Genomic DNA, 25810 nt, shown 5'->3' on the forward strand with positions numbered 1-25810 from the left:
CTTTTTAGATTGTTTTTCTGGTCAATTCACCATCAACCCGCCTCCAAATATTCAACGGGTTGGCATTCTTCAATTCGTCCGGCAAATAATCATCCGGTGCATCCTGAAACGAGACCGGGCGAACAAAGCGCTTGATCGCATCAACGCCAACCGAGGTAAACCGACTGTCGGTCGTTGACGGATATGGCCCGCCATGGTGCATGGAATAGCAAACCTCAACACCCGTCGGCACTCCATTAAAAATCAATCGGCCAACGACTTCCTGCAAAACCCGGATGTGACTTTCGAACTTCCGGAAATCATCGCCTGCACCAAGAACAGAACCTGTCAGCTGGCCTTTAAATTTCTTCAACACGTCCATCAATTCGGCCTCATCCGCACATTCAATTAAAATGGAGAACGGGCCAAAAATTTCTTCAACCAAGTCGGGCTTAGCCAGAAAATCAGCTCCGGTAATGTTTGCAACTGCTGGCCTTCCTTTTAATGTTGATGCGCCTGTTGCTGATTCGGACAACTTCACCACGGCAGTTTCTGCAAAGATTTCAGCAGTCTTCTTTGTATAGTTTTTGAAAATATTCTCGTGCAACATCGCTTGCGGAGCCAATGCCTGAACCTGCTTCACCAAGGCCGATTTAAACGCATCGGTTTCGTTTGATTTTAAGGCCACCAACACGCCGGGGTTTGTACAAAACTGTCCCGCACCCAGGTTGACGGATCCGGCAATGGTCGCGGCCAGGTTTTCCGTTTCGCCTTTCATCTTTTCAGGCAGCAAAAGAACCGGGTTCACACTTCCCATTTCCGCAAAAACCGGAATAGGTTCTTCTCGACTTTGGGCAAGCTCGTACAAGCTTTTTCCACCGCCGAACGAGCCGGTGAACGCCACCGACTTCACGGCAGGGTGGAGCACCAGACGCTGACCAACGGTAAAATCGGACGAGTTCAGCGACGAGAACACGCCATCGGGCATCCCGCATTTTTGCGCTGCGCGGCTGATCGCACCGACCACCAGCTCGTTCGTCCCGGCATGATACGGGTGAACTTTCACAATTACCGGATTACCGGCGGCCAAAGCAGATGCCGTATCACCTCCTGCTGTTGAAAAGGCCAGCGGAAAATTGCTTGCCGTGAAAACCACAACCGGCCCCACCGGCTGCAACATTTTGCGGATATCAGGGCGAGGCAGGGGCTTCCGGTCCGCCATGGCCGGATCAATCGACGCTTCGACCCAACTGCCGTCTTCAAGTACCGAAGCAAACAAACGCAACTGATTGACCGTGCGCCCGCGCTCGCCGGTGATACGCCCTTCGGGCAGGCCCGATTCGGCAGAGGCACGTTCGATCAGCGCAGTTCCTAATTCTTCAATTTCGTCGGCAATAGCGCGCAGAAAGCTTGCTTTTGCTGTCCCGCTTGTCTTCTTGTACGTCCCATACGCTGCAGTAGCCTTTTCAACAGCCAGGTCAACCTCGGCGTCAGTTGCCTGAACAAACAGCTCAGGCAACTCCCGAAGGTCGGCAGGATTATACGTTTGGAAAGTTTGTGTTCCGTTGGCGAACTGTTCAAATCCGATCAGGTTTTTTCCGTGTATCATGTTCAAATATTTTCTACAAATTCAAATAATCCGGTAATTCGGGACGGGTTTCCATCGCCTTTTCCAAAATGGCAACGATGCGGGCGCGTTCGTCACCAACCAACGGAAGACGAGGTTCGCGTACGATTTCATTCCCAAGGCCGGTAAATGTCTCAGCTAACTTGATGTTTTGAACCAACTTGGTCGACACATCCAATTCAAGAACAGGCAGGAACCAACGATAAATCGCCAAAGCTTCCTGAATTTTACCGGCTTTAATCAGTCGGTAAATTGCAACAGTTTCGCGAGGGAAAGCGCAAACCAAACCGGCAACCCAACCATCGGCACCCATCAACAAACTTTCCATCCCCAGCGTGTCAACACCTGTCAGCACCGCAAAACGATCGCCAAAGGCATTCTTCATGCGGGTAATGTTTGAAATATCACGGGTTGATTCTTTGACAGCCTGGATTGTTGGCAGGTCTTCCAACTGGCGGAACATATCGGGCGAAATCCAGATCTTGTAATCAGCCGGGTTATTATACAGGATAATCGGCAATTCGGTAGCCTGGGCAACAGCGCGCAGAAAGGCCACTGTTTCGCGATCGTCAGAAGTATAGCGCATCGGAGGCAGTAACATCAAACCGTCGGCACCACAATCGCGGGCACGAATGGCAGCGTCAACAGCTACTTTGGTCGATTGCTCTGCCACATTCATCAAAACCGGCACCTTGCCGGCAACCGATTTAACGGTATGCTTCAACAGGATGTCTTTTTCTTCCAGTGTTAACGTGCTGGCTTCGCCCAACGAGCCTCCCAGGATAATTCCATCCACTCCGGCTTCGAGTTGCGCTTTCAAATTCACATCAAAAGCATGCAAATCCAGTTGATCATCGGCTGTAAATTTCGTCGTAACTGCGGGAAAAACCCCTTTCCATTCAAACTTCATTTTTTTGGGTATTTATAAGTTATACAATCTGATTTCTATATTTGAGAGTTTCTTATCTCTTACTCTGCAAATCTATTTGGATTCATTCTGAATAAATACCCTGATCTTATCTTGAACTAATACAATCTTATCATTGTTTGACTAATTTGGCGAAATAGATGGAATATTTCCTACCAAAAAGATTTAAACCGAATACGAGCGCGCATGAAGATATTGCCTTTCAAAATAGCCAAGCCGGTCAACGAGTCATTCTGGATACAGAATGATCACTTGCCCCATTTGTACGACATTCTTCACCAGCACGATGAATTTCAAATCACGCTCATCCAGGAAAGTACCGGCAATGCCATCGCCGGAAACCGGATTTGTGAGTTTAGTCCGGGGGATATTTTTGTATTTGGAGGTAAGCTTCCGCATGCCTTCCGAAACGACGCCGTTTATTACGATCCGGCGAATTATCTTCAGGCCAGAGCGCTATCGGTTTATTTTGAATGGAATGTGCTGGGAGCTTCGTTTTGGGCACTTCCAGAGACAAAAGAACTGCAGGATCTGGTCCACCGGGCCGAGCAGGGAATCTTCTTCCCGGCAAAAGCAAACCGGGCAATCGCTGCCAAAATTGAAGAACTGGCTACTGCAACTGCTACCGACCGCTTGATTCTGTTGTTAACGGTGTTGAAGCAATTGACAACAACGGAACATTTTGAGATTCTTTCAACCGGAGGCGCCTACAACAACCTGAATGAAACCGATGAGATGCGTTTGGATGCGATTTACCGCTTCACGCTGAAGGAATATTACCGGCCAATCAGCCTGCAGGAGATTGCTGACGTCGCGCACATGACGACCAATTCGTTTTGCCGCTATTTTAAAACGCGAACGCGCAAATCCTACCTCGACTTTCTCACAGAATTCCGGATTGGGCAGGCCTGTAAATTGCTGCAACAAGAGGAATTCGGCATCGCCGATATCGCCGTGCAGGTGGGATTTGGCAACCTGTCGAACTTCAACCGAAAATTTAAGCAACTGAATGACTGCACTCCCAAAGAATACCGGAACAAATTGCGTCTGACTTCCAGTATATAAGCCAGCGACCAGGCCAGCCACAAACAAAAAAAATCTGCTCCCCTCATCGGGCAGCAGATTTACCCTTAGATCAATCAACCATTATAGTGACAAAAATCGTTACTAATTTCTGACCGAATAAACATCGGCGATCGTCTTCGGTTTTTGTTTTCCAAGGCGACGACAGCCTGTTTCGGTTATTAAGAAATCCTCTTCGTTGCGGATACCGCCAAAATTCCGGAACTTACTGATCTCGTCCCAGTTCAGGAAATCATTGAATTTTCCCTCCGCTTTCCAAAGATCCATCAAATCCGGGATAAAATAAATTCCCGGCTCTACTGTAAACACATGCCCGGGGCGCAACTGCTTGGCCAGCCGTAACGACTTTAATCCAAACTGACTGCTTTTGGGCTCGCCATCATAACCAACCCACACTTCGCCCAAATCTTCCATATCATGTACATCCAGTCCCATCTGATGACCGGTTCCGCAAGGAAAAAATAAGGCATGTGCGCCAACTTCGACGGCCTCATGAATGTCTCCTTTCATCAGCCCCAAAGCTTTCATCGATTCTGCAACCGACAAGCAAGCTGCCCGGTGTACCTCTTTAAAAGCAATGCCCGGAGCGATAGCCGCAATGGCTGCTTCGTGGGCTCTTAAGCTTGCTTCGTAAATCACCGTTTGGATGTCGGTAAATTTATCGGAAACCGGACAGGTGCTCGACAGGTCGCCCGCATAATGCATGTTGGTTTCGGCACCCGCATCGAGCAAAAACAGATCACCCGCTTTCAACATATTGTGATGCGAGTGATTATGCAATGTTTGACCGTTAATCGTCGCAATGATCGGGAAGGCAATGTTGCCATCTTTGGCCAGTGCGATTTCGGCGACACGGGCAGCAACCTGTGCTTCAGCAACTCCCGGGCGTGCTGCTTTCATGGCAGCCACATGCATATCCACCGAAAGATCCACGGCAATTTCAATTTCAGCGATCTCTTCCGGCGATTTAAGCTCGCGCTGGCTCACCACCGCTTTTATTAAATCCACCGAAGCGCGAGAATTTACCTCCCCCGCAGGAACATGTAATAATTCCTGAAGTTTCAGCAGATTCCCGGGGCGATAGGCCGGTAAAAAATGAATTGTTCGTTTCGAAGCCGCCGCTGCTGCGATCACCGAATGCAGTTTCGCAGTCGGTTTCGTCTCGGTAATTCCGGCGGTCGCGGCCCGGTCTGCAATGGTTGGCATCGATCCCATCCAAACAATATCGTCAATGGTGAAGTCGTTTCCGAAGATGATCTGTTGCTGATTGTCCACATCGATTACTGCCGCCAGCGACGGAAAATCGACCCCGAAATAATACAAAAACGAACTGTCCTGCCGAAAATGATAGGTATTATCGGCATAATTCATCGGCGACTCCTCATTTCCTAAAAAAAGAATCAGCCCCGATCCGATTTTCCGACAAAGCGCCTCCCTGCGTTGCGCATAAACTTCTGGTTTAAACATGATCCTGTATTTTTAAAAATCAGGCTCAACCCAATAATACAACGATTACCCGGTTAAGCCTGATTTGTTTTATTCGTTGTTTGCCGCCTCTACTCCTGGTCGGGCAGGAAATTCGGATAACTATAATTGCGGGCCGAAACAAAGGTTTCTTTGATGGTCCGGATGGATGTCCATCGCAGGAAATTGAAAATCGATCCTGCCTTATCATTTGTCCCTGAACCGCGCGAACCGCCAAAAGGCTGTTGCCCGACAACAGCTCCGGTTGGTTTGTCGTTAATGTAGAAGTTTCCGGCTGCATTTTCAAGCATCCGGGTCATCTTCTCAATCGCATAACGATCCTGTGAGAAAATCGCGCCGGTCAGTGCATATTCCGACGTCTGATCCAACACCTTCAGGGTTTTGTCCAACTCCTCATCTTCATAAACAAAAACAGTCAGCACGGGGCCGAACAGTTCTTCAACCATGGTGGTGTAATCCGGTTTTTTCGCCAGAATGACGGTTGGCTCAATAAAATAGCCCACCGATTTATCACAATTTCCACCAAACAAAACTTCGGCATCAACGTCTTCCTTCGCCCGTTCGATATAGCCAGCCAATTTATCGAACGAATTTTCGTCAATCACGGCATTCACAAAATTGGTAAAATCTTCGACCGGTCCCATTTTAACCGTTGCCAGTTCATTACCCACACGTGTGCAAACGTCGTCCCAAATACTGCGCGGAATGTAAGCGCGTGACGCAGCCGAACATTTTTGCCCCTGGTACTCGAACGCGCCCCGGATCATGGCAATGGCCAAAGCCTGAGGGTCGGCAGTCGGATCAGCAAAGATGAAATCTTTCCCGCCGGTTTCGCCAACAATCCGCGGATATGATTTGTACTTGAAGATGTTTTCACCGATGGTCTTCCAGATACTCTGGAAAACACGGGTTGAACCGGTGAAGTGAATCCCGGCAAAGTCGGGCGAATTCAATACAATATCTGCGGTTTGCGGGCCTCCCGCGTAAACCAGGTTAATCACGCCATCGGGCAAACCGGCTTCGCGCAAAACTTCCATGATAACTGCCGCCGAATAAATGGCTGTATGCGAAGGTTTCCAGACAACCACATTCCCCATCATGGCCGGTGCGGCAGGCAGATTCCCGGCAATTGAGGTAAAGTTGAACGGCGTTAAAGCGAAAATGAAACCTTCCAACCCGCGGTATTCGTTGTAATTCCAGATTCCGGCTGATGATTCCGGTTGCATTTTGTAAATATCGGTCACACATTTGACGCCAAAACGGAAAAAATCGGCCATTTCGCAAGCGGCATCAATCTCCGCCTGAAAAGCATTTTTCGACTGTCCCAACATGGTTGCCGCATTGATCTTTGCACGGTAAGGACCGGCAAATAAGTCGGCTGCTTTCAGGAAAATAGCCGCCCGGTGTTGCCAGCTCATGGCGTTCCACTTTACGCGAGCCTCCAACGCGGCATCAATGGCCATCTGCACGTGCGACTGATCGCCCATGCAATAATAACCCAGTGTATGTTTTATATCGTGAGGAGGCGCGATGCGAACACGTTTATCCGTGTAAACTTCCCGGCCTCCGATAACCATTGGCAAGTCGAGTTCAACCGACCGCATCTCCTCCAACATCTTCTTCAGTTCAGCACGTTCCGGGGAGCCCGGACGATAACTTTTCACCGGCTCATTCACGGCTAGCGGTACATTAAAAAAACCTTTTGGCATAATCTTTCTTCTTTTAAAGGTGATATTTTGTAGTTGACATTTTTTTGAATGAAAATTGAAGATGAGCATCAGCCACCCTCAATTTATTTTATCGTTTCATTGTCCGGACACTAAAAACAGGCCCGGCCCGATGTCCATCATGAGGAACCAGCTTCACATTGACTTTTCCGCCATCGACGGTTAAGCGATCGGGTAACTCGTAAATCTTGTAAAAGAACTCTCCCGGACGGGCATTCGACAAGTTCTCTGTCGCTATTTTCGTTCCGTCAACCAGGATGTCGAAGGTTAACGAACCGGGGAATCCGCCCCAATATTCGAAGGCCAGCGCCATGGGTTGTCCGGCGTAAACGCCCATATCGAAAGAGAACCAACCGCCGCGGTCGGCTTGCCGGTAGTGTTTTCCTTTCAACTCGTCGTTAAAGGCTTTTTCAGCCTGAAAGTTATGATCGCGCTCCGGCTGCATTTCCCCCAACTGGATGAAGTCGATCGTCATGCGCTCGATTTTCTTTTGCTGCTCCTGTTTGGCCAGGTATTCCGCTTCGCGTTCGTTCCAATCCTGTTGGTTAAACAGATCGAAATACACCGAGTACCGGCGTTCGTGTGTTTGGTAGAATGGTTTGAAAACCACATCGCGCGGACGGCCAATATTTTTTGTTTTGAAGGTATTGGGCTCCCCGGGAACTTCCTCCAGCCAATCGGCCGGATTGCGCGATTCGGCCATCAACACCGGTACATACATCAGCTCGCCGGCTTCCGGGTCGTCCTCGGGCCCTAGGTCGCCTGCCAACACCAACGGTCCGTACATCACAGCCACGCGACCCGAATCGTCGGGCATGCTTTCCAGGCGGAGTTTGAAAGGTATTTTCAGTTCCACCACATCGCCGTCCTTCCACTTACGGGTCAGGGCGACAAAGCTTCCGGGACCGGATTCCACCTTTTGTACTTTTCCATTGACGAGAACTTCAAACCCTTGCGTTGCCCAATAGGGGTATCTCAGCTGCAAAGTCAAATCGACGGGCTTTTCAAGGTGGAAGGTTAACGAAGTTGCCTGCTCGTCGGGGTATCCGGTTTGCTGGGTCAGCTTCAAACCTTTTTCCGCCCAATTTAACTCCGACGCGATGAACTGACTAACATACAGTTCATCGTTATTGTGGTAATAAATATTTCGTCCGTATTTCGAGTGATTCTCCATGCCGGTTCCAACGCAGCAGGTAAACCACATCGGGTCCTGGTACACTTTGTGCCCACCCATTTCGAGCGACAGGTTGTAGATCACGCGCCCGTCGTACGGGTTTTGCGACGAAAGAATATGATTGAACAGGGCGCGCTCGTAGAAGTCGGCGACTTCCGGCTTTGCGTCCCACTCAAACAAATGGCTCGAAAGCTTCAGCATGTTATACACATTGCAGGTTTCGGTAGTGCCATCGCTCAATCGGTTTCGTAAGGTATCCGGTGGCCCGAAATATTCGTGGTCGCAATGCCCTCCCGTCACGTAAGAGTGATGATGTACCACGCGGTTCCAAAAGAATTCGGCGGCTGAACGATCACTTTCATTGCCTGTTAATTCGTAAATCCGGGCTAAACCCACCAATTTCGGAATCTGCGTATTGGCATGCTTACCGGGGAGAATATCTTTTTCGTGAGCCAGTGAATCCAAAATGGATTTATGGTAGAAATACCGGGTCATGCCCATGTATTTGGGGTTTCCCGTCACCTCGTACAACTCGGCCAATGCTTCGTTGATGCCACCATGCTCACAGTTTAGCATTTCCTGAATCTGCTCATCATTCAGATTTTCAACAATTGTGTACAACCAATCGGCAAATTTTTGATCGATGACCAGCGCTTTTTCGATACCACAAAGTTTGTAAGCGTCCATCAAGCCCATCATCACTTTGTGTTGCGTGTAATAAGGCACCCAGATTCCGTTCAGATCGAAGCCGTGCGAACGAATGTCGCCTTTGGCAACTTCTTCTTCCAAAATACGCTTACCATCCGGGAAAGCGCCGATGTATCCTTCACCGTCGGCATTCTGACAGGCTTCCAATTCATCCACAATGTACTTTGCACGATCCAGAAACCGTTCATCACCAGTCGTCTTATACATCATGCAAATTGCTGAAAGGTAATGCCCCAGGCTGTGCCCCGCAATGGTGTTATCCTCCCACCCGTGGTAATGCTCCGCCTTTGGTTCCAGGCCTGCTTCAGTGCGGAACTTCGCCAGCAAGCGATCCGGCTCAAAGCTCAGGAGCGACTGCACATTCAGCTCCGTTGCCTTTAAAAAAGGACCATCAAGCAATTTTACATCCTCCAGCGGAAAGGTCAGCACCTTAAAATCGACAACCTCACGGCCATCAGCGTGGATGCGAGACTCCCCTTGGGAGCTGCAACTTGTCATCGCACAAAAAATTGAAACGGCAAACAGGCTACTGAGTAGTATTTTCTTCATATTCAGCTGGATTTATTCTTTGTACAAATTCCCCGCACTGTGACACGACGGGCTGATTTCGAACTTCGAGAAATAGCGACTGACAATTTCATACAGATCCGGATCGTACTTTTCCAGATCCTCGCGTGTGTTCACCCAGTTATGCTTGCCGTCGGGTGCCGGTACTTCGGCATTCACGTTGAACCAATCCTGCACACCTTCAGCCCAGTACTCGTAAAGGTTCGTCTTCGCGTAGGTTCTCACATACTTTCCTTCGGCTACCGCTTTGTCCAGTTTTTCCTGCAGCAGAGTGTTGAAAGTTGAATCCAGCGGTGCAATGCCAATCAGGTGAATGGCGTGGGCAAATTCGTGAATCGTAATATCCTCAGCGTGGTATTTGTCGATCTGGTAGCAAAGCAGGTTTTCCTCGGCACAAGTCGTTAGCGGCAAGTCCATATCACCTCCCAAACCACGGGCGCGCAAGTCCCAGTTCAGCGTTGTGTCATTGGCCAAATCAGCATGTTCGGGGATATCGGTTGTTCCTTCGTAACGCGCCATAATTCCCAGTCGGGCTTTCTGGCTGACCATTTGTGCCAGCACGTTCTCCGGCAAATCTTTGGTCATGAAATCGATAATCCGGCAGGCCTGTACAAAGGCAGAGTCAGGCACCCGCCACGAACTCATGATTGCAATACCGTTTACATCTGCATATTTCCGGTAAAACGGGTCCAGCCCCAGCGAATCCGGTGGCGTTGTAATCTGATAGATTGGCGATCTGTCGTCACATTTTTGTTTGTCAGCTGCCCGAAGCGAACGGACGGGCCCAACAGCCATCAAAACTCCGCAGAGAATGACGATTACTTTTATCTGTTTTTTCAAATTCATAATTGACTTTCTAATCGTTTTTAGTTGTTGTGCTTTGGTGGTTCCTGCTTCAGCAAAGTTCGCACAAAGAAGTCGCGACGTTTCATCTCGCCAAACTCGCCTCCCAGTGTGTGATTCGTTCCCGGCAGCACAACCAAATCGAAATTCTTTTTTGCTTTTATCAGGGCATTAACAACCTGCATGGTCGATGCCGGATCGACGTTGTCGTCCACCTCGCCCACAATGAGCAGTAAGTCGCCTTTTAACCGGTAAGCATTTTCAACGTTGGAACATTCGGCATACTGTGGCCCGATAGGATAACCCATCCACTGTTCGTTCCACCACATTTTGTCCATGCGGTTATCGTGGCATCCGCAGGACGATGAACCGGCCTTATAAAATTCGGGGTGAAATAACAAACCTGTCAGGGTATTCTGCCCACCGGCAGAACCACCAAATATTCCGACGCGGGTTGTATCCATATAACTGTATCTTTCGGCGGCTGCTTTCATCCACAAAATACGGTCGGGGAAACCGGCGTCTTTCAGATTTTTCCAGCACACATCGTGAAAGGCTTTGCCCCGGTTCGAAGTTCCCATGCCATCCATCTGCACAACGATGAAACCGAGCTCTGCCAAGCCGGCAAAACGGGAACTTACCGCGTAAAAACTTTTTTGTGTAAATGAATCCTGCGGACCGGCATAGATGTACTCGACGATCGGGTAAGTTTTCGTGGGGTCGAAGTTAACAGGGCGATAGATGTTTCCCCAAATATCGGTTTTGCCATCGCGTGCTTTCGCCACAAACGGCTCGGGAGCAACCCAGCCTTTTGCCAGCAAACCGGTGATATCCGCCTTTTCAAGCTCCAGAATAACCGAGCCATCCGATGTTTTCTTCAGCACCGTTGTTGGTGCGGTTTCCACAGTTGAATAAGTATCGACGAAATAGTTGAAATCAGCAGAAAAGCTCAGATCATGATTTTGCTTTTCAGGCGTCAAATCCTGCAAACCGGAACCATCAAAATTTACCCGGTAGCAATGAATTAAATACGGGTCTTCGCCTTCGTTTTTACCGGAGGCTTCAAACAAAATTTGCCGTTTCTCTGCATCAACATGAACAACTTTGCGAACAACCCACTCCCCTTTGGTGATTTGCTTTTTCAGCACGCCGGTGTTGGCATCAACCAGGTACAAGTGGTTCCAGCCATCGCGCTCCGATGCCCAGATCAGTTCACCGGTCTCTTCCAGGTCGTGGCGGTAGCGTTTTCCGCTATAATCAATGAAGGTTTTACTGCGCTCATCAACAATCACCGTCATCTTGCCCGTAGCTGCGTCAACTTTTACAACTTGGTAAACCTGGTGCCCGCGCTGATTGAACTCGAAGGTGAAAGCAGAGCTGTTTTTCCGCCATTCCGGGTAAGTCAGATCATATTGATTTTCGAACGCTTCGGTGTCGAGCGGGATTTGCGTTTTCGATTCCACATCGAACAAAGCCGGGCGTTTGATGGGCAAGGCATCACCCGGCTTCAGGTAATATTGTTTATGCAGAATGGGCTGCAACTGGCTTGCAGGCGACGATTCGACAAAATAGATGTAATGATCTGCATTATCGCGAACCCGGTTCACTGCCAGTTTCTTCGAATCGGGCGACCAGCTCAGGTACGACGAATAAAAATCGCCCGCTGAACCGTCGAAGCTCAACTGTGTTTCAGCCTGGGTTTTCGCGTCCTTCACGAAGACATTGTAATTTTTGATGTAAGCAGTCCAGGCTCCATCGGGCGAGCTCACCGGGTCATTTCCCAGCTCATCAAATTTATTGGCCCAGTGCTGTTCCGGTTTTGGTTCGGCCACAACAGAATCCTTGTTAAGCGCCTCATTTTTCAGGCTCAAAGTCCAGTAGGCCTTATCAAATACAAAATGAATTTGTTTGGCTTTGGGGTCAAGCTCCAACCGACTTAAATCCAGCTGATCAGCTTTCAGTGCCTTTCCCGTTTTTTCATTCAGCTGCTGAACCAGTTTTTCCGTCTCGAACAGGGATTTGCGGCTCGCCTTTTCAGCATCGACCAAAAAGTATTGAAGCCCGCTCTTTGTTTTTGTATTGTACCAAAAGGAGGACGACGAGTCGACCCAGCGCAGCTGTTTAACCTGGTGGTAAACCAGATCATTCAGTTTTACAATCGAATCGGCACGCTCGTAATCGGCCTGTGTTACCTGCGCATTTGCCTCTGAAGCCCAAAGGCTTGCAAAGGCAAACAACAGGATTGAAGAAATTTGTTTTATCATATCCTGAATTTTTGAGGCATGACGAACAACAAAAGGCCGCTAACAGCCGGCATGCCGATCACACCCTATCTTTTTCTAAATCTGAACTATCCTTTTCCTGCGACTGTCCACGGTTAAGTCTCGCTCACCGCCGGCAGCTATTTTACTTTCGACAATGTGACCATCAACACCCCGTGCGCCGGAATCTGATGTTCGAGCCGTTCGTTGGTTTTCCCGATGACCTTGTGTTGCCAGAGGTCGTACACCTGATAGGTGTATTTGCGCAAACTCACATCCTGAACAAAATACATGGTTTGCTTGTGCCAGTCGTAGTCCAGCTTCCAGGGCTGGTCGGTCCGGTTCAGGAAGCAAACAGCCACCTGCCCGTCGGCCAGCGGCTTGGCCCAAATCTCGTGTTCGCCCATGTCCATGAACTTGCGGGCTTGTTCACCCTTTTTATCCTGATTCACGGCAATGACATCCTGATTAGTCAAAATCTCGCGGGTGAGCTGATCCATCTCGCGCAAATCGTTGCCGGCCATCAGCGGTGCTGCCATCATGGCCCACATCGAAAAATGAGTGATGTACTCGTCGCGGGTCATCCCGCCATTTCCGATTTCCAGCATGTCCGGATCGTTCCAGTGGCCCGGTCCCGCATATTGGTACAGTTCGGCTTGTTTGTCGATGATGTCCAAAACACCGACACCGCCCCAGTCGAAGGTACATTGGTAACAATCGCGGATGTCGGCCGTGGTGCGCCACAGGTGCCCAACACCTTCGCCCCATTCCCAGGGTTTGCTTTCGCCCCACTCGCAGATGGAGAACACAATCGGACGTCCGCTGGCTTTCAGCGCATCGCTCATGGTTTGGTATGCAGCTTGCGCTTTCTGGCCTTCATCGTAACACCAGTCGTACTTCAGGTAGTCAACGCCCCAGGATGCGTAGGTGCGTGCATCCTGAAACTGGTAACCGCGGCTTCCCGGCCTCGACTGGCAGGTCATCGATCCCGCACAGGAATAGATGCCGAATTTCAAGCCTTTCCGGTGGATGTAGTCGCCCAAAGCTTTCATGCCGGAAGGAAAGCGTTCCGGGTCAGGAACAATGTTCCCCAGGCTATCGCGGCCAACCTGCCAGCAGTCGTCGATGACGATATACTCGTATCCGGCATCCAGCAGGCCATTCTCGACCATTGCATCCGCCATTTCCATGATCAGTTTTTCGCTGACATCGCAGCCAAATTTATTCCAGCTGTTCCACCCCATTGGTGGGGTTGGCGCCAGGTCATTAAAATCCTGGGACATTCCGCTAAAACCAATAAAACAAGCGATGACAACCGCTATAAGTTTCGAAATCGTTTTATTCATATCTGCCTAATTTAATTTCCATTCCAAAATACCGGCCGACTCCCCCTCCTGCAACTTCGCCTGCAAGCGGACTGCTGATGTTTTTACCGGTTTAAAGTTGACGGTATTGTACTGATCCAAAGCAACACCATAAGCATCGGTTGTTTCAACCGGCACCCAATTACCTTTGCTGTCCTTTACTTCTAATTTCCAGCTTTGGGGAACGCGATAGTTGCCATCGTAATGAGTCATGTCCAGCCAGTAAACATCGGATCGGGACAGCGTGACTGGCTTTTCAAACTCATATTGCACCCACTCTTCCGAGCCTTCTTTCAGCCACCAGTAGAAATAAGATTTGTCGACATCTCCCGAGCTTTTCGGATCGAAACCATCATTCAGGCCGGGAGCCCAGCCACTTGAAGCGCTTGCATTTGCGTTGGTTGAAACCGAAGCTTCCGGCTTCACCACAACGGCATCTTCTTCATCAGCCAGCCAAACCAACATGTTGGATGTTCCCCGGTTGTCCCAGGCATAATACGGGATGGCAGTCAGGCTTACCGGTTCCAGTTCTTTCTCACCTTCATTCAACTGTACGCGTTCGCCTTTTAGTTGAAGTTTCACAACACCGCCAAGCAAGTCGGGCTCAAACTGCGCTTCAACCGCCTCATCCGTTTTGGCAAAACAGTCGAACAGGAAGCCATTGCCGTTGTCTTTATCTTCGAAACAGTAAACAACCGGCCCCCGTTGGTAAGCCAATTTGCCTTTATCATTTGGCACGTTTTCGTTGGCAACGATTTTGCGCACCGGCATTGGGAAGTTCAGCGTAATTTCATCGCCGCTCTTCCATTTTTTTGCCAGGCTGACGTATCCGTTTTCAACCGTTGCATTTTCCTTTTCGCCGTTAATTTCCAGCGTAAATGAATCGGCCAGCTGGTTAGCAAAATGATACAAATCGGACGGCACCGGCTGGTTTTGCGCCCATCCGGGGATCCGGATTTTCAGCTTCATCTTTTCGGAGGCTGCCTGATCGATTTTAATCACCACATCGCCGTTCCACGGGTATTTTGTTGTCTGGCTGATGGCAACAGTGTCTCTTCCAAACGGAACTTTCGCATTGCTTTCGGCAAACAGGTTGACGTACACCGCCTGCGAGTCGGTGGCATACATGTAGCCCGGAATGGAAGCCATAAAACGGGTAATATTACCGGGGCAGCAGGCACAGCCAAACCAGGGTGCGCGGTCGTGATTATGGAGCGATTCCAGGGGGTTGTCGTAGAAAAACTTATCGCCGCTCAACGACACACCCGAAATAACGCCGTTGTACAAGACCCGCTCCAGCACATCGTAATACTTCGCATCGTGTTCGTTCAAAAAGAGGCGATAGTTCCAGTACACGTTTGAAATTGAAGCGCAGGTTTCGCAATAGGAAGTCATGTTCGGCAGTTCGTAGTTGGGTCCAAAGCCTTCGCCCTGGGCACGCGAACCGATACCGCCGGTGATATAAAGTTTTTTGGACACCACATTTTCCCACACGCGTTTGGTAGCGTCCATAAGTTGCGCATCGTGTTGCAACGAGGCCACATCGGTAACACCCGAGTACAGGTAGCCCAGGCGAACGGCATGTCCCACAGCCTCGTCCTGATCAACAATCGGCTTGTGATCCTGGCTGTATTCACTCAGTTGGTGCCCGTCGGTTCCTTTACCGGTTTCATCGATAAAGTACCGGGCCAGCTTCAGATATTTTTCATCGTTGGTTACCCGGTAGAGCTTAACCAAGGCCATTTCGATAATCGGGTGACCGGAAGGAACGTGCTTTTGATTTTCGCCCGGCCCAAACACCTGGTCCACCAGATCGGCATTTTTCAGGGCAATATCCAGCAAAGTTCGTTTTCCGGTGGCCAGGTAGTGCGCAACGGCAGCCTCGTAAAGGTGGCCGCTGTTGTACAGCTCGTGACTGTTCAGTCGTTCCCAGCGACTGCTGCCCCACCAGCCTTTCAGGCGCTCTGCTTTGTTGGTCACGCAGGTGGTCAGGTAACCGTCGTCTTCCTGCGCGGCGTCAATCAGGTTGATCACGCTGTCGAGGTAATGGTCCAGCTGCGGGTCGTACTGAACGGCTAAGGCGTACGAAGCGCCTTCGAGCACTTTGTACACATCGGTATCGTCGAAGGGAAAGTCGCCCTGCTGTTCACCTTCGATCAGGCCACCGGCCAGTGCAAAGTTGTCCAGGCGGCCATTTTCCTCACACTTTTGAAAGGCGGAAGGAATGGACACCGTGCGGTTTATTTCAATTTTGGGAGCCCAGAACCCGTCGGTAAAATGTACCGCCGTAAAAGGCACCGGCGTCAAAGGTTCGCTCGGTTTGGGCTGCTGCTTTGTGCAGGCAAAAGCCATCGCTCCGGCACAAAGCAAATATCCTATCGTTTTAATTTTCATCATGATTTCAAATTACATCGCTGTGACGAGCAGGATCAGTTAAGCTCCCACTCAAAAATTCCGGTCGCATTTTTTTCCGGCAACTTAATCTCGATTTTGATAGCTGTTGTTTTCACCGGCTCAAAGGATACTTCGTTTGCCACTCCTTTGGTCACCGTGTAATCGCTTGTGTTTTCAACCGGAGTCCAGTTACCGTCGCCGTTTTTGTAGTACAGCTTGTACCATTCGGGAATGCGGCAGCCGCCCCAGGGACCGTCGTCGTACCAGTAAACCGTTGAGCTGCTCACCGTTTTCTGAGAATCAAATTCGTAGCTAATCCACTCCGTTGTGCCTTCTTTGGGCCACCAGTGGTAGTAGGGCACCATTCGGTCATTTTCGTCCTTCGGCACCAGGCGGTCGTTGATGGCGCTGATAGCTTTCACCTTGTGCGAGGCATCAATTTTACTTTCCGAAGCAATAGTTGGTTGTTGTACCGGGCGGCTGGCGCTGATATCGTTGGGCAGCCAAACGGCCATTTCGCCGCTTCCGCGATGCGCCCAGGCGTAGTAAGGAATCATATTCAGATCGACATCCTTCACTTCAATTTTTCCGGCTTTGTTGTAAAAGAGCAGCTGCGCATCCAGGCTGATCATGTTCAGACCATACAACATTTCCGGTTTACTTTCAACCTTAAATTGCGGTTTTTGCGGAATAATGGCATTCAACACACTGAAATCGTTGTCGGGCCATTCGGCACAGTAAACCACCGGCCCACGTTCGATCGACACTTTTCCGCGATCTGCTTCAACCTTCGGATTGGCTTTCACCAGGCGTGGTTCCATATCGAAATGAACAGACACCTGGTCTCCTTTTTTCCACGTACGGGAAATGGTGAAATAGCCATTTTTCAGCTCACTTTCAATAGGTTCACCATTCACCTTGATGGCATACGACAGTTTCTTCTTATCGATGAAAGAATACAAATCGCTTGGAACAACATCGCCCAAAAGCCATCCGGGAATACGAATTTTCAGGTTGAAATCTTGCTTCTTCTTTGGAGCCACATCGATGGTGATATCGCCATTCCAGGGGTATTTTGTTTTTTGGGTCAAGGCAACGGCCGTTTTCCCCACTTTTATTTCCGAGCTGTTCGACATGAACAGGTTCACATACAAATCGTGGTCATGCACGGCATAAACATAGCCAGGCACCGATGGAATGAAACGCGCAATGTTCGACGGGCAACAGGCACAGCCAAACCAGGGTTGGCGCTGGTGCTGACCAATCGATTCCAAGGGGTTCGGATAGAAGAAACCGTCGCCATCCAAGGACACACCGCTGATCAGGCCGTTGTACAGCGTACGTTCCAGTACATCGTAGTATTTCGACTCGCCGTGCAATAGGAATAAGCGGTAGTTCATGTACACATTGCCGATTGCGGCACAAGTCTCGCAATAAGCCGACATATTGGGCAGCTCGTAGTTCTTGCCAAAAGCTTCGCCATGGCCGGTTGCCCCGATACCACCGGTGATGTACAGTTTTTTACCAACAATGTTATCCCAGATCCGGTCGATGGCATGAATGTATGAGGTGTCGCCGGTTAAGGCAGCCACATCGGCCATACCGGTGTACATATAGGCCGCGCGCACGGCGTGCCCAACCGCTTCGTCCTGTTCCAACACGGGTTTGTGCGATTGGCTGTACTCCGACTGAATGGTGGTGTGGCCTCGTTCGTCAAGCAAATATTTGGCAAAGTCGAGGTATTTTTTGTCGCCCGTTACAACATAGAGTTTTGCCATGGCCATTTCGGCAATCTGGTGCCCCGGAACCACGGTTGCCTGCCCGGGATTTGGCCCAACTTCGCGCACGGCGCAGTCGGCGTATTTTTTGGCGATATCCAGGAAATTTGTTTTCCCGGTAGCCTGGTAGTGGGCAATTGCCCCCTCGATCATGTGCCCCAGGTCGTAGAGTTCATGACTGAGGTCTTCTTCTTTTTCCCAACGGTGTTCGCCGGCCCACTCGTGCGGGTGCGCGGGGTTCATGGTGCGCGAGGTGTACAAATAGCCGTCCGGCTCCTGCGCTGCGGCCACAATGGTCAAAACACTGTCAATGTATTTATCCAGTTTGGCATCGGGATAAGTTTGCATCGAGTAGCTTGCTCCTTCGATGGTTTTGTACACATCGGTATCGTCGAACGAAAGCCCGCCGACCTGGATAGTATCGCTGGGGTGAGCCGCCTTAACAAAGTTGGTATACCGTCCAGTCTCTTCACATTTGCTGAAAGCTAAAGGAATGGTCACTTCACGGCTGGCTTTTAAACGTTGTCCCCAAAAGGCATCGTTCACTTTAACCGATGTGAATGGCACCGGCGAAATCGGATATCCGGCATTCGGATGCTTCTGTGCTTTTGCTGTCAAACAAGCAAAACCGAGTAACAGGCATAAAATTTTTTTCATAAGTAAATTGTCAATTATATTACAAAATTGGCTCAACGCAGATGACGATGTATCATGCGGACGTTGTGATCGTAAATGTCGTAGGTTCTGATCAAAATCACCGAAATATTTGTTCAGAAGAATCGTACAAATGTCTATTAGCGATCAGCTAAACCAAACTAAGCCAAATAAAACGGGACAAACTGTCAAAAATTCGACAAAACCTGACATTTATAAACTAACGGCATAAGACTTTCTAAAAAAACGGACATGATTGCCGGGAAATCACCCACAGGAATGAACGTTTAGTATTTCTCGACGATGCTGTTGTCGTTGTTCTCAAAAGTTGTCAGCTTGTCGTTCCACCTCTAATCAAAACCAGTTATTGGCATTGCACCTTCGCGCCTCTATCTGCTTCGACTTTCAATGAGCGGTCCGGATTGCCAGTTCGAACCAGCGGGGGATTTCTTTTCTTCTGTGAAAGTCTTCTTCTGCTTTTACCTTCTATCTAATGTACCCACCCTGGCCCTCCCTCACGAGGGGGAAATTCCGACTTTGTCGGAATGGGAGGGTCAATCTAATTCAAAAGAATCCACATTCATCCTTGTTGGTAATTTCCAAGGGAATCATGTATGTTTGTTCTGAACCCAAGCAGATTAATTACCGTCTGGATAATTTGAAATCACTCCGTCGAGGTAGCTGATTCGAAGCGAAAGCCAATCCCCCATTCGTTGTATTTCATGGGCATGATCCTTATCAATTGGCCACTTTTGAAAATCACGACTCATGGCGTCTGAAAATCCACCAGCATAATCCAACGTGACGGCCCAATAGGTTGACAGGATTTGATCCCTGATTTCCAGCCATCGGGCTTTATATTCACTCACAAACTGACGATTTTTAAACAGATCGGTAAAGAACTCCGGAACGTAATAACCTCCGGCATGTATCGATGGCGAGGTTCCCAGGACCAGCTCTTTATAATTGGAGAAGAAATTGTGCCCTGTGTACATGGTCGACCAGTCAAAGTCGTACCCGGCATCAAAATCCCACAAAGGCCCCATCACCCATTTTTGTCCCTTATCTTTATGCAGGTACATACTCCGGGGAGCTGCCAGCTCAACGTTGTAGACAAGTTCCTGGATCAGCAAAAAATCGATGAACGAAGGGATATCTAAAAGTGCGTCAACCTGATTATAATCAGCACTCTTGACAGCTTCTTCCAACAACGCAAATTCTGCTTTTATTGCGAACAAATGAGCTTCATCAATAATATCCGGATCTTTTACGCGAACCGGCATTCCGTATTCTTCAGACCAAAAATTGTCTTCTTCCTCCGGAGCAAGTCCGGGACCGTCATCAACGTCAAGCGAGAGCAGCAAGCCTTCATCTTCATCAATAGCTACGCGGTTTTTACCCTGTTCAACCTGTTCGGTCAGGGTATACAACCCCATGTAATCGCCGTTTAAGGTCAGTTCCACATAACGCGAATGATTGGTATACGGCAGTCCCAAACCTTGTCCCACTGTAAATACAAAAGTATTCATCAGGTGAGTCGGATCACGGTAGTCAGCCAACAGAACCCAGTCTTTATCGGCTGCCAGCCCGAGGATTTCAGCACTTTGATCCAGCTTTATCCGGTAAGGCTTTTTCGGATACCAAAGCCAAGTTGAGTTTCCTCGTCCCCGGATGCGACCGGAACCAGAGTAATCCCAATCTGAATTACGGGCATCAAGAGAGATCGAGCAGTTTACATAGCTTTCTTTGGAATCGACTTCAGTCGCATTTTCGGTCGTAATTTCAATCTTGGCTACCGAGTATACTCCATCGAAAACCTCATCTTCATCCGGGTTGACTTCCTCATCGGAACAACTTGCAAGAATGAATATGAGCAGATAAATAAATGCCGGAAGAAATTTCTTTCCTACCGGCATCTTTTTATTGAAAATCATCGCTAACACGCTGACTAATTAATGGTGACATTGAAAACAAAGGTGACCGTGTATTGCGTTCCATCTTTAGTGTAAACGAAAGCTTCTTTCACGGTATAAGTATCTCCCGCCTGGCTTCCATCCGGGAATTGCCCGACATTAAACTCGAACGTACCTGCCGTAAATTCGGAGAATATTTTGGAGTCAAACTCGGTTCCCCACGCGGTCACGTCGCCCTGGCTGTTGTACCAAAAACCATAGCCGTTAGCCGTAGTTTCGTAGTTCAGCGAACCGTCGGGCTCCACTGCGGCAAAAGCGATTTTTCCTTCCTGCGGACTAGCTTTTGCTGCCAGCAAGTTAGCGGCAATAGCCGATGGTTGCATGGCCAAAGCCTGTCCTACCCGGGCAATATCGCCGTTGGTATTCAGGTTCACCAGTTTTCCGGTATAATCACCGGCCGTGGTTGCCGGAAAGGCTAAATCGTAAGTCAGTGTCAGATCCTGCGGCACCGCATTCTCGTCGATGGTAATGTTGCCCAACAAATCTGTATTGCTAAACTTCACGGTATAAGGCCACTGATCGTCGTTGCTCTCTTTTTCGTCCCAAGCATGCGACTTGTAAGTTGAAGGAGCCCCAAGCACCACGAACCACAGGCGCTCACATCCTTCAGGCACGGTAAATTCAACATCGGCAGAGCTGCCTCGATTCATTTCGCCGTAAACCCGTTCGCCACTTTCCAACAGGGCAACATAGCCATACCGCCAACCGGCACGCGTAGTTTCGCTGGCATTGTAGCTTGTTTTGGTCTTCACATCTTCGCCGTCGGTATACTGCCCCGGGTCGTCCGCGGCCAATGGCGATCCCGGCAAAAGGCCGGTGAACTGGGTCGTTACCACCGTTCCGGCTTCCGGCACGTTCAGTGGAATTACGTTGTAGCCTGTTGTTCCGGGACATTTGGCATAGGCCACCTGGTAAGTGCCGTCTTCCAACTGGTAGAACTTGTAGGTGTACTTACCGATATAGTCTTGTCCGTAAGCGCGAATGGCATCCAAATCCCAGGTAACCAGCTTACTGACAGCATCGAACAATTCATTGTTCATTTCGTCAACCGACAAGCTGTTCATGCGCATATAGGCCTGAATCGGATCTTCCGGGCTTTCGGCTTCGCGCCAGATTTTGCCGATGTAGTCGATACCATGTTTTTCGGTCCAGTAGTACTGCAGGAAATAGCTGGCATAGCGTTGCCACTCGTGGCAAAAATGCCGGTGGTAGTTGTCCATATAAACCGGGAAGTTGTAGCTGGGAAAAATCTGCTCGGGATAGCTTTGGAAAGATTGCCACTGCGCACATTGCTCCCAAAACGCATTTCCACCGTTACCTCCATAGCCATAGCGAAAGCCGCGGGTAAAATCATCCGCGATTCCACTGTAAGCCAACAAATCGGAATAGGTTTGATACTGAAAGCTGTGGCCAATTTCGTGAGCGATAGTCGATCCGACCGGCTTACAAGTACTTGGGTTTACCCAGAGGGCGCCAACCACATTGTCGTAACCACCTCCTGTTGCCAACCATTCGGTTTGGTAAAGCAGATAGATCTCCATTTTGTATTGATCCAGGTTTGATTTTCCGGCTCCAAGCTCTGCAAAACCCAAGGTATTGACATTCACTTCGAAAAAGCTTTCGGCTTTAAGCAACAGGTCGTCAATATCAACCCGCAAAGCAGACGGAATGGTATCCGCATTGGGATTCAGGCCAAACCCCTCTTCCCAGAAGACGATAAAGTGATCGGACTGTTTGCTGCGAACGAAAGACCATTTGGAATCGCTGCGTAGCAGATCCATGTTGGCCAATTCTGCCGGCTTGTAAAACTTCTCAAAATCGGGAATGTCCGACTCCTCCAGGATTGTCACCTCAGGTTCTGTGGTATCCTCTTCATCGTCATCCGGATCGGGTTGGTCGGGTGTCGGCTTGGCCCAGTGCACCGGGTCGTCATCGTCGCTGCAAGCAACAAAAGCCGGCGACGAAACACCTAAAAACAAGAAGAGCAGCAGCAATTTGTATAAGCCAGCAACCGCTGGCTTATACATGTTCAGAAAATTTATTCGAGTGTATCTCATAACTAAACTATTCGATATTATAAGTAATATTGAAGGTCACCGATGCACCGTTCAAGGTCGCAATATAGGTTGTGGTTACCGAGTTGCCGGCGACTGCATTTTCCGGGTGGTTTCCGGCAAAAATATACAACTCTGTTTCGTTGTATCCAAGGCCGGAATACACCAAACCTTCGCCCCAGCCGCCTGCGATACCATCAACGGTTAACCAATAAGCGGGGTGTGGTGTTGCTGTATACTCGGGATCTTCTTCGGTCACTTCTCCCTGGTACAATTTCAGTTCACCTCTCATGATTGCCCGGCCAATCTCGTAAGTCGTCAATTTGAAGGCATTACGCAAGGTCTCGGCAACATCAGCGTTTACGCTCGCATAATCGTCGCTGTACGTTTTGGTAATAGTAAGCTCTGCCGAAAGATCTTCCGGATCGCCTGCCGGCGCTGTTTCCGGATTATCGTAAGGCACCACTGTTACCGCCAATTGCAGCATCACAACCTTATTACCGGCCAGCAAACCATATTTGAGGGTGTAAGTTTCATCCTCGGCAATGGCGTCGGGAATTTGGCCCAGGCTGATTTCATTATCAGAGAACTCGCCGTAATAGGTATAAAATTTGGCCCCGTCTTCGCTAAGCAGCGGATTGCCGTTTTCGTCGTAGTAAAAGCCGATGCCTTCAATGGCAGCTTCCTGTGCATACGAACCGTCTTCATTGATGGACACAAAACTCACTTCCTCCATGGAGCTAACGCCCAAGTCAGTCAAGGCTTGTGTCAAATCGAATTCAATCGAATCAGCGTCGTAATTAAGTCGTGGAAAAACATCGATACTCAAATTCTGTGTACTTACAATATCTGCCGACAGAGCTCCGGGAGCCTTGGCCGTTACGTTAATCACCACGGCAACGCGGATATCATTGTATTTCAAGGCCTCGATAATGGTGATTTTTTGACCATCTTCTAAATGGCCCGGAAATTGGCCAACATAAAAGCCGCCGTCTTCCGACCAAAACTCGGCAAACACCATGGCCGATTCACCCCAGTCAATAACCTTGCTGTCGGCGCCCCACCAGTGACCCCAGGTAGAACCTGTATTTGTTGCACCGGAGTAGTCTGAGTGTGTTGCTCCCTGCATGGCAAAACCCTTAATATCGGGGGCTCCGCTTTCGCCGTCGATACCTGCCAGGAGGTCTTCTTCCGACAGGCCGAACTGGTCCGCGATTTGGGTGATATCAATCGGCACCTCAACCCCATCGTATAGGGTAGCGCTGGTTGTAATTTCAGCGTCGTAGCGAAGCACCAGGTCGGCGTTGATCCGGTTCTTTGCAGCTTCTTCAATAGAGTCCTGGCGTGCCATCTCTGCGATTTCGTCTGCCGTAAGATTGTGCAGTGTGCTAAAATTCTCGTTATCGGCACAACTGATAAAGCCAGCTGTGAATAAGCAAAGAATTAGGTATAAATAGATCTTTTTCATACTTGTCAAATTTTATTAAGCTGATTTTTAATCGTTGGCTGCAGCCGTTTGGTAACCCTCGTTTTGTTTCAATGAGATGTTGGCATCCAGTGCTGACTTCGGAATTGGGAAATAGTCCCAGTGTGTCTCCGTTGTGGCATCTTTACAGAACCATGATTTTCCGTTGAACACGTTGCGGCCATCAGCCATTTTGAAACGCACCAGGTCCTGACGACGGTGGTGTTCTCCGACAAATTCCCAGCCCAGGTCGTCCAGCAAACCACCCAACTCAATATCGTCGCCACCTTCATTGGTAACCAGATGCGAAGCCGGATCGAAGTTATTATAGCCTTCGCTGGTGTACTCGCTGTGTCCGTAAGCATACACGCTTCCTCCGGTAAGGTCGGCAACGGTACGTTGTGCTTTAGCCGCAGAATCGAACGAACGCGAGCGAACCTCAGTGATCAAATCAGCGGCAGTTTGCTGATCGCGATCCAGGCGCAACAAACACTCGGCTTTCATGAACAACACATCGGCATAGCGGAAGAAAGCAACATCGTTGCCATAAGTTCCGTAATCGCCGGCCACAATTTCACTTTTTACAAAACGGTAACCTTCCTGTTGATAAGCACCGGGATTATCGATTGAGTGCACTGCTAACGAGTAGTTCAACACGCCCTCGCCGGCCCAGTCGTCGGTGGTAAACGGAATCGGATCGCCCGACTGAGGGATGTACTCGCCACTTGCATCTTTCACAGCCATGCGCTGAACGCCGCCGGCCCAGGTATCGCTTAGGCGGTTGTCGCCATCCTGATAGCTTTCGATAAACTGAGGGATTGCACAGCTACCGTTCCAGGGAGAGCCATTGTAGCCATAAGCAGCTGCTCCGGCACCCACCAGGCATTTATTCACCAGGTAGTTGTGCGATGCATTTTTCCCATCGAGCGGCAAGGCAAAGATGATCTCCGGCGAGCCGGAAATATCCGCTTTAAAGTTGTCCAGGTAATTGGGGGCTAATCCGTAGCCTCCGTCGGTAATAATTTCATTTACCTCGGCCAAAGCCAGTTCGTAGTAGTTGTTGTCGTCGGTTTTGAACCAGGCGTTATGGTTCAGGTAAAGCTTGGCCAACAACATACAAGCAGCAAAGCGGTTTGGATAACCATGGATTTTTTCGGTACCCAGATCATCTTTAATCGCATTCAACTCGGTTACGCAGAAGTTAAAAATAGTATCTCCGGCAACTTGTTCCGGCAGATAGCCCGCTTCCACCTGCTGTGTTTTTTCCAGGGGCACATTGCGGAAAGCATCCAGAAGCACGTAATAATTCAAGGCGCGCATAAACCGCATTTCCGCCTGGGCTTGTCCTGTTTCGGGCAATACATCCAGGGTTTTGTTGGCATAGCCAATTCCAACGTAGGCGTAATACCACAATCCTTCAATATGTCCCTGGGTTTCATTCCAAGTATGTTTGTGCATATTCACATACAAATCGCCCCAGCCAATACCAATGCGCTTAGGTGTCATGTAGGTATCGGCACATTCTTCGTTCAGGTCAAAATAGCCATTCCAGCCCCAATACAGGAAACGAAACTGGGCATAAACTTCTCCCATCATATAACCCACGATTTCGGGGTCGTTTACGTCGATGGTTTCATCGGTCAGCGAATCATAAACGGTCTCGTCCAGGTTGGTACAAGCGCCCAATCCCAGCAACAGACCCAGTGCAAGACTGATATATAGTTGTTTCATGAATTTCATAAATCG

15 protein-coding genes are annotated in these 25810 nt (G+C 49.3%); 1 reads left to right on the plus strand and 14 read right to left on the minus strand.

Annotated elements, in window-relative coordinates; translation table 11 throughout:
• Positions 1-4: 4 nt before the first annotated feature.
• Positions 5-1588 (minus strand): aldehyde dehydrogenase (NADP(+)), encoded by a 1584-nt coding sequence (locus C8N47_RS14385; RefSeq protein WP_107823268.1) that lies wholly within the window; start codon positions 1586-1588, stop codon positions 5-7.
• A 13-nt stretch (positions 1589-1601) separates the two neighbouring features.
• Entirely contained in the window at positions 1602-2516 is a 915-nt protein-coding gene (locus tag C8N47_RS14390) for a dihydrodipicolinate synthase family protein (protein ID WP_107823269.1), read from the minus strand.
• Positions 2517-2720: 204 nt separating this feature from the next.
• On the opposite strand from C8N47_RS14390, the gene C8N47_RS14395 reads away from it, so the two are divergent.
• Positions 2721-3599 carry an AraC family transcriptional regulator gene (locus tag C8N47_RS14395; protein WP_107823270.1) on the plus strand — a complete coding sequence of 293 codons (879 nt, stop codon included), beginning with the start codon at positions 2721-2723 and terminating at the stop codon, positions 3597-3599.
• Between the two features lie 102 nt (positions 3600-3701).
• Here the strand turns inward: C8N47_RS14395 and C8N47_RS14400 are convergent, their stop codons facing one another.
• The 12 genes from C8N47_RS14400 to C8N47_RS14455 form a co-directional block, all read right to left on the minus strand.
• A complete protein-coding gene (locus tag C8N47_RS14400; protein WP_107823271.1) occupies positions 3702-5084 on the minus strand; it encodes an aminopeptidase P family protein in 1383 nt (460 codons plus the stop codon).
• Positions 5085-5173: 89 nt separating this feature from the next.
• On the minus strand, positions 5174-6811 hold the full coding sequence (pruA, locus tag C8N47_RS14405; RefSeq protein ID WP_107823272.1) for an L-glutamate gamma-semialdehyde dehydrogenase: 1638 nt from the start codon (positions 6809-6811) through the stop codon (positions 5174-5176).
• 88 nt (positions 6812-6899) lie between these two features.
• Positions 6900-9260 (minus strand): glycoside hydrolase family 127 protein, encoded by a 2361-nt coding sequence (locus C8N47_RS14410; protein WP_107823273.1) that lies wholly within the window; start codon positions 9258-9260, stop codon positions 6900-6902.
• 12 nt (positions 9261-9272) lie between these two features.
• Complete coding sequence (locus C8N47_RS14415) at positions 9273-10124, minus strand: M90 metallopeptidase family protein (RefSeq protein ID WP_146161537.1); 852 nt, start codon at positions 10122-10124, stop codon at positions 9273-9275.
• Between the two features lie 20 nt (positions 10125-10144).
• Positions 10145-12385: a S9 family peptidase gene (locus C8N47_RS14420; protein WP_107823275.1), complete on the minus strand. Its 2241-nt coding sequence runs from the start codon at positions 12383-12385 to the stop codon at positions 10145-10147.
• A 137-nt stretch (positions 12386-12522) separates the two neighbouring features.
• On the minus strand, positions 12523-13728 hold the full coding sequence (locus tag C8N47_RS14425) for a glycoside hydrolase family 27 protein (RefSeq protein WP_107823276.1): 1206 nt from the start codon (positions 13726-13728) through the stop codon (positions 12523-12525).
• Between the two features lie 6 nt (positions 13729-13734).
• Positions 13735-16143 carry a glycoside hydrolase family 127 protein gene (locus C8N47_RS14430; protein ID WP_211316152.1) on the minus strand — a complete coding sequence of 803 codons (2409 nt, stop codon included), beginning with the start codon at positions 16141-16143 and terminating at the stop codon, positions 13735-13737.
• 32 nt (positions 16144-16175) lie between these two features.
• Complete coding sequence (locus C8N47_RS14435) at positions 16176-18575, minus strand: glycoside hydrolase family 127 protein (RefSeq protein WP_107823277.1); 2400 nt, start codon at positions 18573-18575, stop codon at positions 16176-16178.
• Between the two features lie 635 nt (positions 18576-19210).
• Entirely contained in the window at positions 19211-20488 is a 1278-nt protein-coding gene (locus C8N47_RS14440) for a CotH kinase family protein (RefSeq protein ID WP_170111404.1), read from the minus strand.
• Positions 20489-20520: 32 nt separating this feature from the next.
• Positions 20521-22572 (minus strand): DUF4859 domain-containing protein, encoded by a 2052-nt coding sequence (locus tag C8N47_RS14445; RefSeq protein ID WP_107823279.1) that lies wholly within the window; start codon positions 22570-22572, stop codon positions 20521-20523.
• A gap of 37 nt (positions 22573-22609) precedes the next feature.
• Positions 22610-24067: a DUF4859 domain-containing protein gene (locus C8N47_RS14450; RefSeq protein WP_107823280.1), complete on the minus strand. Its 1458-nt coding sequence runs from the start codon at positions 24065-24067 to the stop codon at positions 22610-22612.
• A 27-nt stretch (positions 24068-24094) separates the two neighbouring features.
• Positions 24095-25804: a RagB/SusD family nutrient uptake outer membrane protein gene (locus C8N47_RS14455; RefSeq protein ID WP_107823281.1), complete on the minus strand. Its 1710-nt coding sequence runs from the start codon at positions 25802-25804 to the stop codon at positions 24095-24097.
• Between the last annotated feature and the right edge of the window lie 6 nt (positions 25805-25810).

This window comes from Mangrovibacterium marinum (assembly GCF_003046625.1).
In the GTDB taxonomy this organism is placed as follows: Bacteria; Bacteroidota; Bacteroidia; order Bacteroidales; family Prolixibacteraceae; genus Mangrovibacterium; species Mangrovibacterium marinum.

Bases quoted from the DNA above. Each gene is read 5' to 3' on its own strand.
- C8N47_RS14385 (WP_107823268.1), bottom strand. From the start codon at position 1,588: ATGATACACGGAAAAAACCTGATCGGATTTGAACAGTTCGCCAACGGA.
- C8N47_RS14390 (WP_107823269.1), bottom strand. From the start codon at position 2,516: ATGAAGTTTGAATGGAAAGGGGTTTTTCCCGCAGTTACGACGAAATTT.
- C8N47_RS14395 (WP_107823270.1), top strand. From the start codon at position 2,721: ATGAAGATATTGCCTTTCAAAATAGCCAAGCCGGTCAACGAGTCATTC.
- C8N47_RS14400 (WP_107823271.1), bottom strand. From the start codon at position 5,084: ATGTTTAAACCAGAAGTTTATGCGCAACGCAGGGAGGCGCTTTGTCGG.
- pruA (WP_107823272.1), bottom strand. From the start codon at position 6,811: ATGCCAAAAGGTTTTTTTAATGTACCGCTAGCCGTGAATGAGCCGGTG.
- C8N47_RS14410 (WP_107823273.1), bottom strand. From the start codon at position 9,260: ATGAAGAAAATACTACTCAGTAGCCTGTTTGCCGTTTCAATTTTTTGT.
- C8N47_RS14415 (WP_146161537.1), bottom strand. From the start codon at position 10,124: ATGAATTTGAAAAAACAGATAAAAGTAATCGTCATTCTCTGCGGAGTT.
- C8N47_RS14420 (WP_107823275.1), bottom strand. From the start codon at position 12,385: ATGATAAAACAAATTTCTTCAATCCTGTTGTTTGCCTTTGCAAGCCTT.
- C8N47_RS14425 (WP_107823276.1), bottom strand. From the start codon at position 13,728: ATGAATAAAACGATTTCGAAACTTATAGCGGTTGTCATCGCTTGTTTT.
- C8N47_RS14430 (WP_211316152.1), bottom strand. From the start codon at position 16,143: ATGATGAAAATTAAAACGATAGGATATTTGCTTTGTGCCGGAGCGATG.
- C8N47_RS14435 (WP_107823277.1), bottom strand. From the start codon at position 18,575: ATGAAAAAAATTTTATGCCTGTTACTCGGTTTTGCTTGTTTGACAGCA.
- C8N47_RS14440 (WP_170111404.1), bottom strand. From the start codon at position 20,488: ATGCCGGTAGGAAAGAAATTTCTTCCGGCATTTATTTATCTGCTCATA.
- C8N47_RS14445 (WP_107823279.1), bottom strand. From the start codon at position 22,572: ATGTATAAGCCAGCGGTTGCTGGCTTATACAAATTGCTGCTGCTCTTC.
- C8N47_RS14450 (WP_107823280.1), bottom strand. From the start codon at position 24,067: ATGAAAAAGATCTATTTATACCTAATTCTTTGCTTATTCACAGCTGGC.
- C8N47_RS14455 (WP_107823281.1), bottom strand. From the start codon at position 25,804: ATGAAATTCATGAAACAACTATATATCAGTCTTGCACTGGGTCTGTTG.